The sequence below is a fragment of the Streptomyces sp. NPDC004284 genome, from assembly GCF_042874035.1.
GTDB lineage: Bacteria > Actinomycetota > Actinomycetes > Streptomycetales > Streptomycetaceae > Streptomyces.
The window spans coordinates 166,992-179,496 of the sequence record NZ_JBIAMJ010000015.1 but is presented as its reverse complement, the minus strand read 5'-3'; the positions used below and the strand labels follow the sequence as shown (position 1 = coordinate 179,496).

Genomic DNA, 12,505 nt, shown 5'->3' with positions numbered 1-12,505 from the left:
CGGCGGAGGGGCCGGGTCCATGAACAGGACCCGGCCCCTCCGCCGTACGTACCGCTGCCGTCAGACCGTCTCGGCGACCTTCGCGGTGTCGCCGGACTCCGCCTTCGGGGCCGCGGCCGGTCCGGCGCCGCGGAGCGCCACCTCCTTGACGAAGAAGGCGAGGACGAAGCCGAGGACGGCGACGGCCGAGGCGACGAGGAAGGCGCCGTGCGTGCCGGTGGCGACCGCGTGCTGGTAGGCCTCGCGGAGCGCGGCCGGCAGCTTGGCGAGGCTCGCCGCGTCGAGCTGGGCGGTGCGCTCGGTGAGCCCGCCACCGCCGCGGGAGGCCATCTCGTCCTGGACGCGGCTGGTGAAGAGCGCGCCCATGATCGCGACGCCGAAGGAGGAGCCGAGCGTCCGGAAGAGGGTGGTGGAGGAGGAGGCGACGCCCATGTCCTTCATCTCCACGCTGTTCTGGGCGACCAGCATGGTGATCTGCATGAGGAAGCCCATGCCGGCGCCGAGGAGGGCCATCCAGATCCCGGAGACGAGGCGCGAGGTGCCGGTGTCCATCGTCGAGAGCAGGAAGAGGCCGGCGACCATGAGCGCGCCGCCCACGATCGGGAAGACCTTGTACTTGCCGGTGCTGGTGGTGAAGCGGCCGACGAGCAGCGAGACGACCATCATCGACAGCAGCATCGGCAGGAGCAGCAGGCCGGAGTTGGTGGCCGAGGCGCCCTGGACGGACTGCTGGAAGATCGGCAGGTAGAGGACCGCGCCGAACATCACGAAGCCGGTGATGAAGCCGATCAGGGACATCAGGGTGAAGTTGCGGCTGCGGAAGATGTGCAGCGGCATGATCGGGTCGCTCGCCCGGGTCTCGACGAAGAGGAAGGCCGCGAGCGCGGCGACGCCGCCGATGATCAGGCCGACGATGGTGGCCGAGCCCCAGGCGTACTCCGTGCCGCCCCAGGTGGTGACGAGGACGATCGCGGTGATGCCGGCGGTCAGCAGCGCGGCGCCGAGGAAGTCGATCCGGGTGTCCGTGGCGCGCTGCTTCTTCGGCAGGTGCAGGACGGTGGTGAGCATGGCGAGGGCGACGACACCGAGCGGCAGGTTGATGTAGAAGGACCAGCGCCAGCCCCAGTGGTCGGTGATGGTGCCGCCGACGAGGGGGCCGCCGATCATGGCGAGGGCCATGATTCCGGCCATCATGCCCTGGTACTTGCCGCGCTCACGGGGCGGGATCAGGTCGCCGATGATGGCCATGACGCCGACCATCAGACCGCCGGCGCCGAGGCCCTGGATCGTGCGGAAGCCGATGAGCTGGCCCATGTCCTGGGCCATGCCGCTGAGCGCCGAACCGATCAGGAAGATCACGATCGAGACGAGGAAGACGCCCTTGCGGCCGAACATGTCGCCGAGCTTGCCCCAGATGGGGGTGGAGGCGGCGGTGGCCAGCGTGTAGGCGGTGACGACCCAGGAGAGGTGCTCCAGGCCGCCGAGCTCACCGACGATCGTCGGCATCGCGGTGCCGATGATCATGTTGTCGAGCATCGCGAGCAGCATCGCGATCATGAGGGCGAGGAGGACGACGCGTACGCTGCGCGGCTGCGGGTCCGCAACCTCCCCCTCTGCTGCCTGAACGTTCTGTTTCGTCGCCATGTCGATCCCTTACTTGCCGCCCGGCTAGTTACTACACTGGGACGGTAGGCCCGTAACTAGCCGGGCGTCAAGTAAGTTTTCTGGAAAGCGGAGACCCGTCATGGCCCGAGGCAACACCCGCCAGCGCATCCAGGACGTGGCTCTCGAACTCTTCGCCGAGCAGGGCTACGAGAAGACCTCGCTGCGCGAGATCGCGGAGCGGCTGGACGTCACGAAGGCGGCGCTCTACTACCACTTCAAGACCAAGGAAGACATCATCATCGGGATCTTCCAGGACCTGGCGCGCCCGATCGACGAGCTGGTCGTCTGGGCCGGCGAGCAGCCGCGCACCCTGGAGACCAAGCAGGAGATCCTGCGCCGCTACCAGAGGGCCCTGCGCGCCGCTGCCCCGCTGTTCCGCTTCATGCACGAGAACCAGGCGACCGTGCGCGACCTGAGCATCGGGCTCACCTTCAAGGAGCGCTTCATCGCGCTCAACAAGTTCATCCAGGAACCCGACGCCCCGATGAAGGACAAGGTCCGCGCCGTGAGCGCGATCTTCGCGCTGCACGCCGGGACCTTCTTCATGGAGAACGTCGAGGGCGACCCCGAGGAGAAGCAGGAAGCCGTCCTCGAGGTCGCCCTCGATCTGATCGAGCAGGCCCAGGGGGCCTAGCCGCGGGTGCGTCAGACGCCGACGCCGTGGGCCCGCAGGAAGGTCATCGGGTTGACGGCGGAGCCGTAGTTCGGGGTCGTGCGGATCTCGAAGTGCAGGTGCGGGCCGGAGGAGTTGCCGGTGTTGCCCGAGAGGGCGATCTGCTGGCCGGCGCCGACGGCCTGGCCGATGTGGACCTGGATCCGCGACAGGTGGGCGTACTGGGAGTACGTGCCGTTGGCGTGCTTGATGACGATCGCGTTGCCGTACGCGGGGCCGTCGCCGCCGCCGTTCGGGCCGGCCTTCACGACGGTGCCGGCGGCCGCGGCCTTGACCGGGGTGCCGACCGGGACGGCGAAGTCCTGGCCGGAGTGCTTGTGGGCCCACATGGCGCCGCCCTGGTTGAAGCTGGCGCTGAGGGCGTAGACGGAGACCGGCTTGACCCAGGCCGGGGTCGCCTTCTTGACGGCCTTCACCGGGGTGGCCTTCACGGCGGTGGCCTTGGCGGCGGCGGCCTTCACCTGGGCGGCGAGGTGGGCCTGGGCGTCGGCCTGGGCGGCGACGGCGGCGGACGCGGTGAGCGCGACCGGGGCGGTCGCGACCTTGCCCTCGGCGGCGAAGGCGGACCCTGCTCCGGCCACCAGCGACGCTCCCAGACCCGCGGCGGCGAGAGCGACGGCGGTGATACGGGCGGCGGGGTTCATGACGCGCTTCGACATACGGGGGAAGACCTCCGGGAAGTACGGGACCCGACGCGGACGGTCGCCGTGTCGGGCTTGCTCATCCTTGGTAACCCGGCCCCCAGCTCATCCCAAAACACCCCATCTACGACATTGCGTCGTAGCGATCTCCGGGGAAGTTCGCCGCGCGACGACCCCGGAGGGGGCTCGCGAAATCGGACATAACGGAACAAGAGAATCGGTTTACGCGCACGTCGCGGGGCCCGGAACCGCCCGAAACGCCGCCCGACGCCTGGTTCGGGACCTCCCGGGACCAAAGCCCCGACGGTTCACTCCGAAACATCCCGAATCCACACCAAAGGTCGCCACTATTCCACTTAGTACCCCTCGAAACGCCTGTGCGCCTTGTCACCAGCGCCCGCCCCCGAATGGGACCTGGGTCACGCAACCGAGCCGCCCCGAACGCCGTCCCGCACTACGCTGATCACTTCGGGACACCACGGGGGGCACACATGGAACCGGCACTCATCGGCACGCGCCTCGCCTCGGCCGCGATCAGCCCGCTGCTGAGGAAACTGCTGGTCAGCGACGGCCCGGGGGCAGGTCTCACCGGCTCCTCGAAGATCCGGCTCTCCTCCCTGGTCTCCTTCCGCGGCGAGAAGCGCACCCTCACGGAGAAGGACGTCCGGAAACTCGCCGCGACCCTCGTCGGCCGCTCGACGGGCGGCCCCGGCGAGACCCCCTTCCCCGCCGACGAGACCGAGGCCGTCACCGACACCCTCGCCCGCACCCTCCTCTCCCTCGGCGACCTCGACATGGACGACGTCCAGGCCGTCCGCCTCGGCCACCGCGACCTCGCCCGCCGCCTGCGCGCCGCCGCCCCGGCCCCCGACGGCCTCTCCACCGACTCCGTCCTCTACCTGGAGTCGATGACGGAGTGGGCCTGCCTCCACATCCTGGAGTTCTTCACCCAGCGCTCCACGTTCATCGCCCGCAGCCTGGTGGAACAGACCAGGAACCAGGCCGAACTCCTCGCCAAGGTCGACGCCGTCCTGACCCGCACCCCCCGCGCCGACGGCCGGGACACCGACTTCGAGCACCGGTATCTGTCCCACCTCGCGAAGCGCCACGGCCGGCTCACCATCTACGGGATCGACCTGCACGAATCACCCCGGGAATGGCCGCTGGACATGGCCTACCTGTCGCTGGAGGCGACCGGGACCGGCCCCCGGCCGGACGAGACGATCCGCCTCCTCCCCCAGCGACGGGAACACACACCCGTCCACGCCGACCTGGCCCTGGCCCGCCACGACAAGGTCCTGCTGCGGGGCCTCGCCGGCTCCGGCAAGACCACCCTCGTCCAGTGGCTGACCGCGTCCGCCGCCTCGGACGCCCCCGCCGAGGGCATGGCGTACCTGAGAGGCCGCATCCCCTTCGTCCTCCCGCTGCGCACCCTCACCCGCCACGGCGAGCGCCTCCCGGCCCCGGACCGCTTCCTCCGCGCCGCCGACTGCCCGCTCACGGCACCCGACGGCTGGGCCGACCGGGTCCTGGCCGCCGGACGGGGACTGATCCTCGTCGACGGCATCGACGAGATCCCCGAGGCCGAACGCGGACGCGCCCGCGCATGGCTCCGGGGCCTCCTCGACGCGTACGACGGCAACCGCTGGCTGGTCACCGCCCGCCCCACCGCCGTCGGCAGCGACTGGCTGGCCCGGGACGGCTTCACCGACCTGACCCTCGCCCCCATGTCACGCGCCGAGGTCGCCACCTTCGTGCGCCGCTGGCACCAGGCCGCCGGGCCCGAGGCCGAACCGTACGAGCGACCGCTCCTGGACGCCCTGCACACCAACGAGCACGTCGCCCAGCTCGCCACCAACCCCCTGATGTGCGGACTGATCTGCGCCATCCACCGCGACCGGCGCGGCTATCTGCCCCGGGGCCGCAAGACGCTCTACGACTCCGCGCTCTCGATGCTCCTGTCCCGCCGGGACCGCGAGCGGGACATGGCGAACCCGTACGGGATCGAGCTGGACGAGGCACCGCAGATCCAGCTGATCCAGCGGCTCGCGTACTGGCTCACCCTGAACGGCCGGCTCCAGCTGGACCGCGACCACGCCGAGGCGATCGTCGCGGAGGCCGTCCCCGCCATGATCGAGGCCTCCGCCTACGCCCCGGACCAGGTCTTCACCCATCTCCTCCACCGCAGCGGTCTGCTGCGCGAGCCGACGGCCGAATCCGTCGACTTCGTCCACCGCACCTTCCAGGACTACCTGGCGGCCAAGGCCCTGGTGGACCGCTGGGACATCGGCGTCCTCGTGGAACACGCCACGGACGACCGCTGGGAGGACGTCATCCGCATGGCGGTCGGCCACGCCCGCCCACGCGAGTGCGCCGAGATCCTCCGCGAACTCCTCAAGGCGGCGGACGCCGCCGAGGACCGCCCGACACAGCTCCGCCTCCTCATCCTGGCGGCGACCGCGCTGAACCACGCGACCGAGGTGACACAGGAGGTACGGGAGGAGGTACGGGCCCGGGCGGCGGCCCTCGTCCCGCCCCGCTCGCCGGAGGAGGCCAGGGAACTGGCGACGGCGGGCCGGCTGGTCCTGGACCTGCTGCCGGGTCCGGAGGGACTGAGCGACGAGGACGCCCGCCTGGTGGTCACGACGGCGACGCACGTCCCCTCCGACGCGGCGATCCCGTATCTGGCCCAGTTCGCCGAGCACACGTCGGTCGAGGTCCGCGCCCAGCTGATCTGGGGATGGCGGCGCTTCGACGACAGCGCCTACGCCGAGTCGGTCGTGACGGTCATCGACCCGGCCGACCTGGACTTCTCCGTCGCCCGCGACGGTCACGTCGCGGAACTCCTCCGCCGGGGAATGGCCCCCGACCGGCTCACCATCGACGCGGACGTCTCCGACGGGGCCGTGAGGGAACTCCTCACCGCCTGCGACCCGGTCCGCCTCAACCTGACCCGCGAGGGCGAGCACCCCGACCTGACGGCGCTCTCCGGCCTCACCCGGCTGGAGAAGCTCGTCCTGGACGTCCCCTCCGCCCCGTACTGGCGCCTGAGCGACCTCCCCACCGGCGCACCGCTGGTGGACCTCGCCTTCTCGGCCTGGCCCCAGGAGGGCCTCGCGGCGCTGCGCTCCGCCACCGGCCTCCGCGAACTCGACCTCTGGCAGGCCTACCAGGTGACGGCCCACGACTGGCGGGAACTCGCCTCGCTGACCCAGCTGAACTTCCTCGCGATCGACGCGACGGACCTCGAATCGGCGCCGGCCGATGTCACGCTCCCGCACATCCGGACCCTCCTGTTCTCCGCTCCCCTCGGCAAGCCGCCGCTGGAGACGGTCACGCGGCTGTTCCCCCTCGCCCAGCGACTCGGTCTCTTCGTCGAGGAGCTCCACGGGCAGGAGGTCGACGTGACACCGCTGGGGCGGCTGGAGCACCTGAAGATCTTCCACATCAACGCCACGCGCCTGAAGGGCGCCGACCGGCTCCCCCCCGCCGTGGAGATCATCTCCTTCTGACCACGGCCCCTTCCGGCCGCGGAAAAGGGGCGGCCCCGGAACCACCAGGTTCCGGGGCCGCCCCTTGTGCGCCTACGCCTTACGCGTCCTTCGACAGGTTCGGGCCCGCGCCGCCCGTGGCCTCGATCGGCGGGGCGTCCGGGAGGGAGGTCTTCTCCTCGCCGCGGAAGGTGAACTTGCGCTCTTCGCCCTCGCCCTCGGTGTCCACGACCACGATGTGACCGGGGCGCAGCTCGCCGAAGAGGATCTTCTCGGAGAGCGTGTCCTCGATCTCGCGCTGGATCGTCCGGCGCAGCGGCCGGGCGCCCATCACGGGGTCGTAGCCCTTCTTGGCGAGGAGCTCCTTCGCGGTCTGGGAGAGCTCGATGCCCATGTCCCGGTCCTTGAGGCGCTCGTCGACGCGGCTGATCATCAGGTCGACGATCTGGAGGATGTCCTCCTGCGTCAGCTGCGGGAAGACGATGATGTCGTCCACACGGTTGAGGAACTCCGGGCGGAAGTGCTGCTTCAGCTCGTCGCTGACCTTCGCCTTCATCCGCTCGTAGTTGGACTTCGTGTCGCCCTGGGCGGCGAAGCCCAGGTTGAAGCCCTTCGAGATGTCCCTGGTCCCGAGGTTGGTCGTCATGATGATGACCGTGTTCTTGAAGTCCACGACCCGGCCCTGGGAGTCGGTCAGGCGACCGTCCTCCAGGATCTGGAGAAGGGAATTGAAGATATCGGGGTGGGCCTTCTCGACCTCGTCGAAGAGGACGACGGAGAACGGCTTGCGGCGCACCTTCTCGGTGAGCTGGCCGCCCTCTTCGTAGCCGACGTATCCGGGCGGCGAACCGAAGAGACGCGAAACCGTGTGCTTCTCGCTGAACTCCGACATGTCGAGGGAGATCATCGCGTCCTCGTCGCCGAAGAGGAATTCGGCGAGCGCCTTCGAAAGCTCGGTCTTACCGACACCGGACGGACCGGCGAAGATGAACGAACCACCGGGGCGCTTCGGGTCCTTCAGACCCGCACGGGTGCGGCGGATGGCCCGCGAGAGGCCGATGACGGCGTCCTTCTGGCCGATGACGCGCTTGTGGAGCTCGTCCTCCATGCGGAGCAGACGCGAGGACTCCTCCTCGGTCAGCTTGAAGACCGGGATGCCGGTGGCGGTCGCGAGGACCTCGGCGATCAGCTCGCCGTCGACCTCGGCGACGACGTCCATGTCGCCGGCCTTCCACTCCTTCTCCCGCTTGGTCTTCGCGGCGAGGAGCTGCTTCTCCTTGTCGCGCAGGGAGGCGGCCTTCTCGAAGTCCTGCGAGTCGATCGCGGACTCCTTGTCGCGGCGGACGCCGGCGATCTTCTCGTCGAACTCGCGGAGGTCCGGCGGCGCGGTCATCCGGCGGATGCGCATCCGGGAGCCGGCCTCGTCGATCAGGTCGATCGCCTTGTCCGGGAGGAAGCGGTCCGAGATGTACCGGTCGGCCAGGGTCGCGGCCTGGACGAGGGCCTCGTCGGTGATGGAGACCCGGTGGTGGGCCTCGTACCGGTCACGGAGACCCTTGAGGATCTCGATGGTGTGCGGCAGCGACGGCTCGGCGACCTGGATGGGCTGGAAGCGGCGCTCCAGGGCCGCGTCCTTCTCCAGGTACTTGCGGTACTCGTCGAGCGTGGTGGCACCGATGGTCTGGAGCTCACCGCGGGCCAGCATCGGCTTGAGGATGCTGGCGGCGTCGATCGCGCCCTCGGCGGCGCCCGCACCCACGAGGGTGTGGAGCTCGTCGATGAACAGGATGATGTCGCCGCGGGTGCGGATCTCCTTGAGGACCTTCTTCAGGCGCTCCTCGAAGTCACCGCGGTAGCGGGAGCCGGCGACCAGCGCGCCGAGGTCCAGGGTGTAGAGGTGCTTGTCCTTGAGGGTCTCGGGCACCTCGCCCTTGACGATGGCCTGCGCCAGGCCCTCGACGACGGCGGTCTTGCCGACGCCGGGCTCGCCGATGAGGACCGGGTTGTTCTTGGTGCGGCGGGACAGCACCTGCATGACCCGCTCGATCTCCTTCTCGCGCCCGATGACCGGGTCGAGCTTGGATTCGCGGGCCGCCTGGGTGAGGTTGCGGCCGAACTGGTCGAGGACCAGGGACGTCGAGGGGGTGCCCTCGGCAGGACCGCCGGCCGTGGCGGCTTCCTTGCCCTGGTAGCCGGAGAGCAGCTGGATGACCTGCTGCCGCACCCGGTTGAGGTCGGCGCCCAGCTTCACGAGGACCTGGGCGGCGACGCCCTCGCCCTCGCGGATCAGGCCGAGCAGGATGTGCTCGGTGCCGATGTAGTTGTGGCCGAGCTGGAGGGCCTCCCGGAGCGACAGCTCCAGGACCTTCTTGGCACGAGGGGTGAAGGGGATGTGCCCGGACGGGGCCTGCTGGCCCTGGCCGATGATCTCCTCCACCTGCTGGCGGACCGCCTCGAGCGAAATCCCGAGGCTCTCCAGGGCCTTAGCGGCGACACCCTCACCCTCGTGGATAAGGCCCAGAAGGATGTGCTCGGTGCCGATGTAGTTGTGGTTGAGCATCCGGGCTTCTTCCTGAGCCAGGACGACAACCCGCCGCGCGCGGTCGGTGAACCTCTCGAACATCGTTAATCGCTCCTCAGAGCGGTCAGTCAGTTAGGGGTCGATCCCCTCCCTGTCCTTCCGCAGCTTAGTCCCGCAAGCGGGGACCGCTCATTCCAACTGCCGACATCCGTCCGGATCACCCCCCTTCTCAGTGGGGAGACCTGCTGCCGAACAGCCGACAAATGCTCCAACCCGATGGTGCGAGACGATGTTCCCGCAGGCCAAGTAGTTACCCTCGCCATGACTACGCCGATGGCGAACGTGAGACGCCGAAGCCCGCGAGTCGTCCCTCTCCACTAGGAATGTCTTACCCGTAAGGACTGACACTCCATGCGGCGCACCCCGGTTCCCTCCGCTACCAGCGAACACCCTCACGCTGCCGAATGCACGCGTACGCCCCATCACGGACACCTTGCGCGTTCGTCGGGGGACCGTGTGTCACCGCGGGCGTAACCAACACGCCCTCGCGGGAGTTCCCCCGGTATGGCCGTCACCGTCCCGCTGCCCCGTACGCCGCCCGAGGGCGGGATCGCGCGGTGGTACGAGGACGAGCTCGGCTGGGCCACGGCGGCGGGCCCGCCGGTGGCTCTGGTCACCGGGCTGCGCTTCGACGTCCTGGAGCTGCCCGCGGCGGCCGGCCGGGGCGTGCTGCGCCGGATGGGCGCGGCGACGGGTCCGGTGGCCCTGCTGGGGCACCGGATGGGGCTGCTCGTGGCCGCGGGGAGCGCGGAGGAACTGCCGGGGCTGCTCGACTGGCTGGAGTGGGGCGGGATCTCACTGGATCTCGTGGCCCTCGGTGCCGACGGCCGGATGACCGCGCCCCTTCCCCCGGGGCGGAGCGGATCCGGCGCGCCGGGCGCCGCGGTGTGGCTGCGGGCGCCCGCGCCGGGTCGCGAGGTCGAGTCCTCGCTGCCGGCGCTGCGGTCCGCGCCGTGGGGCGTTGCGGATGCCCCGTGTCTGGTGCGTCTCGTGGCCGCCGCCGCGGCGGAGTGCCACCGGGTGCGGCTGCTGAGTGCCCGTGTCGGTGGGACCGCTCAGCAGCTTTCGCCTCAGCGGTTCGCGTCCTCGTAGGCGGCCTTGATGTCGGCGGGAACGCGACCGCGGTCGTTGACGTTCAGGCCGTTCTCCTTGGCCCACGCGCGGATCTTCGCGGTGTCCTGGCTGCCCGTCGCCACGGCGCGGCCCTTGCCGCGGCCGCCGGTGGTGCGGCCGCCGGTGCGACGGCCACTCGTGGTGTACGGCTCGAGCAGGCCACGGAGCTTTTCCGCGTTGGCGGTGGTGAGGTCGATCTCGTAGGTCTTGCCGTCCAGCGCGAACGTCACGGTCTCGTCCGCCTCGACGCCGTCGAGGTCGTCGACAAGAAGGACCTGAACCTTCTGTGCCACCGGATTTCCTTTCATCGAAAATGCAGTACGCGGAAAGGAAACCGCTTTTCCCGGAAAAACACAAACCCCTGGGAGAGGTTCAGAACCCCGGCAACGCGGGAAACGTGCGCGATTCGGACATAGGGTTCCGCGAGAGGATCGCCGGGCTTCCCCGTCACAGGTGCAGAAGCATCCTGCTGTTGCCCAAGGTGTTCGGCTTCACTCGTTCGAGACCGAGGAACTCGGCGACTCCCTCGTCATAGGAACGGAGGAGCTCGCTGTAGACATCTCCGTCGACGGGGGTCTCGCCGATCTCGACGAAGCCGTGCTTCGCGAAGAAGTCGACTTCGAAGGTCAGGCAGAATACCCGCCGCACCCCGAGCCATCGGGCGGTGTGCAACAACTTGTCCAGCACCTGATGTCCGACGCCGGCGCCCTTGAAGTCGGGATCCACGGCGAGAGTACGGACTTCGGCGAGGTCTTCCCACATGACGTGGAGTGCGCCGCAGCCGACGACCGTGGAGTCCTCGTCGCGTTCCGCGACCCAGAACTCCTGGATCGACTCGTAAAGGGTCACGGTCGCCTTGTCGAGCAGGATGCCGCGCTGCACGAAAGGATCGACGAGACGGCGGACCGCGGCCACATCGGTGGTGCGGGCCCTGCGTACGGTGACGGCTTTGGCAGAGGTCGACATGGGGGGACGTTATCGCTACGGGCGGGGTGTCCCTTCGCCGCCCTCGGCCTCCCGCGGGGCGGCGGGGAGGGGGGTGTCGCGCTGGACGATCCGGATGGCGTCGTTCAGCGACTCGCGCTGTTCCGGCGACATCATCCCGAAGAAGGCGACGAGTGCCGCGGCGGGGTTGTCGCTCTGCGCCCAGGCCTGGTTCATCAGCGCGGCGGAGTAGGCGGCGCGGGTGGAGACCGCCGTATATCGATAGGCGCGGCCTTCGACCTCCCGGCGGACCCAGCCCTTCTGATGGAGATTGTCCATGACGGTCATGACGGTGGTGTAGGCGATGGACCGTTCCTGCTGAAGGTCCTCCAGGACTTCCCGGACCGTGACCGGGCGGTTCCATTGCCAGACGCGCGTCATCACCGCGTCTTCGAGTTCTCCCAAGGGGCGGGGCACATTGCCACCCTAGTGGGAGAAACAGAAATAAACGCCTATTTCGGCCCCGGAACGACAAAAAGGGTGCACGACCGGAAGAGGTCGCGCACCCTCGGTACTGCGGTACGGGGCGGGCCGGGGCCCGGGTCAGGAACCGTCCGCCTGGCGGGCGGCCTCGGCGCGGGCGAGGGCGGCGTCCACGACCGCGTCCTCCTTGGCCTTGTTCGGGCCGCCCTGGCTCTTGACGATCGTGACGACGAGGCCGATGAAGAAGGCGGCCATCACGACGGGGGGCAGGAGCGCGGATACGTATTCCATGCCGTCCAGAGTAGCTATCCGGCGACCCGTTCCTCGGGCGGGGGCGGCGGAACGGGCCTTCGGCGCGGCGGGAAGACCTCGGAGGGCTTGGGCACCGGGCGCTCGGCCGGGGCGGGCGGCTTCGGCTTGGGCTCCTCGGCCGCCGCGCGCCCGCCGGGCAGCGCGAACAGCCGGGCCCGGGAGGGGGAGGGCGCGGCCGAGGCGGTGGCCTGGGAGACCCGGGCCAGGCGCGTGCGCACGGAACGCTCGGCGAGGACCTGGCAGCGGGCGAGCAGCTCGGCGGCGGCCGGGTTGTGGCGCAGCGCGCGCAGGGCGGCGAGGTCGTCGGCGCCGGGGTCGTAGCCGGCGGCCAGCGCGTCCCGGAGGAGCTCCAGGTAGCCGCCGAGGGACCCGGGCAGCGCCTCGCGGTAGCGGGCCAGGTCGGCGAGGAGGAAGGCGCGCAGCCGGCCGGCCTCGCGTACCGCCTCGTCCACGGAGTCGGCCAGGCGCAGGCAGTCCTGGACGTCCTCGTCCTGGAGGGGGGCGGGGTGGAGGGCGATGGCGAGGGCACGGCGGAGCACACGCAGTTCGTCCGCGCTGAACGCCATGCCGCCGCGGGATCCGTATGGCGTGGGCATGGGCCGACGATACGCGCTAATCGGAC

11 protein-coding genes are annotated in these 12,505 nt (G+C 69.9%); 3 read left to right on the top strand and 8 right to left on the bottom strand.

Annotated features, from left to right (window positions below; genetic code table 11):
- Positions 1-60 precede the first annotated feature (60 nt).
- Positions 61-1,644 carry an MDR family MFS transporter gene (locus tag ACFYUS_RS30595; protein WP_388859180.1) on the bottom strand — a complete coding sequence of 528 codons (1,584 nt, stop codon included), beginning with the start codon at positions 1,642-1,644 and terminating at the stop codon, positions 61-63.
- A gap of 100 nt (positions 1,645-1,744) precedes the next feature.
- On the opposite strand from ACFYUS_RS30595, the gene ACFYUS_RS30590 reads away from it, so the two are divergent.
- The gene (locus ACFYUS_RS30590) at positions 1,745-2,299 is read left to right on the top strand and encodes a TetR/AcrR family transcriptional regulator (protein ID WP_388859177.1); all 555 of its coding nucleotides are present in this window, start codon (positions 1,745-1,747) and stop codon (positions 2,297-2,299) included.
- An 11-nt stretch (positions 2,300-2,310) separates the two neighbouring features.
- On the opposite strand, the gene ACFYUS_RS30585 is transcribed toward ACFYUS_RS30590, so the two are convergent.
- Positions 2,311-2,997 (bottom strand): M23 family metallopeptidase, encoded by a 687-nt coding sequence (locus tag ACFYUS_RS30585; RefSeq protein ID WP_388859173.1) that lies wholly within the window; start codon positions 2,995-2,997, stop codon positions 2,311-2,313.
- A gap of 473 nt (positions 2,998-3,470) precedes the next feature.
- Here ACFYUS_RS30585 and ACFYUS_RS30580 point away from each other — a divergent pair, with 473 nt between their 5' ends.
- Positions 3,471-6,491 (top strand): NACHT domain-containing protein, encoded by a 3,021-nt coding sequence (locus ACFYUS_RS30580; protein ID WP_388859170.1) that lies wholly within the window; start codon positions 3,471-3,473, stop codon positions 6,489-6,491.
- A gap of 79 nt (positions 6,492-6,570) precedes the next feature.
- On the opposite strand, the gene ACFYUS_RS30575 is transcribed toward ACFYUS_RS30580, so the two are convergent.
- A complete protein-coding gene (locus ACFYUS_RS30575) occupies positions 6,571-9,093 on the bottom strand; it encodes an ATP-dependent Clp protease ATP-binding subunit (protein ID WP_388859167.1) in 2,523 nt (840 codons plus the stop codon).
- Positions 9,094-9,555: 462 nt separating this feature from the next.
- On the opposite strand from ACFYUS_RS30575, the gene ACFYUS_RS30570 reads away from it, so the two are divergent.
- Positions 9,556-10,143 carry an SCO3374 family protein gene (locus ACFYUS_RS30570; protein WP_388859164.1) on the top strand — a complete coding sequence of 196 codons (588 nt, stop codon included), beginning with the start codon at positions 9,556-9,558 and terminating at the stop codon, positions 10,141-10,143.
- Here the strand turns inward: ACFYUS_RS30570 and ACFYUS_RS30565 are convergent.
- From ACFYUS_RS30565 to ACFYUS_RS30545, 5 genes are all read right to left on the bottom strand, one after another.
- The gene (locus tag ACFYUS_RS30565; protein WP_388859161.1) at positions 10,122-10,457 is read right to left on the bottom strand and encodes an Lsr2 family protein; all 336 of its coding nucleotides are present in this window, start codon (positions 10,455-10,457) and stop codon (positions 10,122-10,124) included. The genes ACFYUS_RS30570 and ACFYUS_RS30565 overlap by 22 nt on opposite strands.
- A gap of 154 nt (positions 10,458-10,611) precedes the next feature.
- Complete coding sequence (locus ACFYUS_RS30560; RefSeq protein ID WP_388859158.1) at positions 10,612-11,130, bottom strand: amino-acid N-acetyltransferase; 519 nt, start codon at positions 11,128-11,130, stop codon at positions 10,612-10,614.
- Between the two features lie 15 nt (positions 11,131-11,145).
- Positions 11,146-11,565 (bottom strand): BlaI/MecI/CopY family transcriptional regulator, encoded by a 420-nt coding sequence (locus ACFYUS_RS30555; protein ID WP_388859155.1) that lies wholly within the window; start codon positions 11,563-11,565, stop codon positions 11,146-11,148.
- A gap of 126 nt (positions 11,566-11,691) precedes the next feature.
- Positions 11,692-11,862, bottom strand: coding sequence for a hypothetical protein (locus ACFYUS_RS30550; protein ID WP_388859152.1), 171 nt, complete (start codon positions 11,860-11,862; stop codon positions 11,692-11,694).
- Between the two features lie 14 nt (positions 11,863-11,876).
- Positions 11,877-12,449 (bottom strand): hypothetical protein, encoded by a 573-nt coding sequence (locus tag ACFYUS_RS30545; RefSeq protein WP_388859263.1) that lies wholly within the window; start codon positions 12,447-12,449, stop codon positions 11,877-11,879.
- Positions 12,450-12,505 lie beyond the last annotated feature (56 nt).

Excerpts from the sequence above, each read along its gene's own strand:
- ACFYUS_RS30595 (WP_388859180.1), bottom strand. The coding sequence starts at position 1,644 with ATGGCGACGAAACAGAACGTTCAGGCAGCAGAGGGGGAGGTTGCGGAC.
- ACFYUS_RS30590 (WP_388859177.1), top strand. The coding sequence starts at position 1,745 with ATGGCCCGAGGCAACACCCGCCAGCGCATCCAGGACGTGGCTCTCGAA.
- ACFYUS_RS30585 (WP_388859173.1), bottom strand. The coding sequence starts at position 2,997 with ATGTCGAAGCGCGTCATGAACCCCGCCGCCCGTATCACCGCCGTCGCT.
- ACFYUS_RS30580 (WP_388859170.1), top strand. The coding sequence starts at position 3,471 with ATGGAACCGGCACTCATCGGCACGCGCCTCGCCTCGGCCGCGATCAGC.
- ACFYUS_RS30575 (WP_388859167.1), bottom strand. The coding sequence starts at position 9,093 with ATGTTCGAGAGGTTCACCGACCGCGCGCGGCGGGTTGTCGTCCTGGCT.
- ACFYUS_RS30570 (WP_388859164.1), top strand. The coding sequence starts at position 9,556 with ATGGCCGTCACCGTCCCGCTGCCCCGTACGCCGCCCGAGGGCGGGATC.
- ACFYUS_RS30560 (WP_388859158.1), bottom strand. The coding sequence starts at position 11,130 with ATGTCGACCTCTGCCAAAGCCGTCACCGTACGCAGGGCCCGCACCACC.
- ACFYUS_RS30550 (WP_388859152.1), bottom strand. The coding sequence starts at position 11,862 with ATGGAATACGTATCCGCGCTCCTGCCCCCCGTCGTGATGGCCGCCTTC.
- ACFYUS_RS30545 (WP_388859263.1), bottom strand. The coding sequence starts at position 12,449 with ATGGCGTTCAGCGCGGACGAACTGCGTGTGCTCCGCCGTGCCCTCGCC.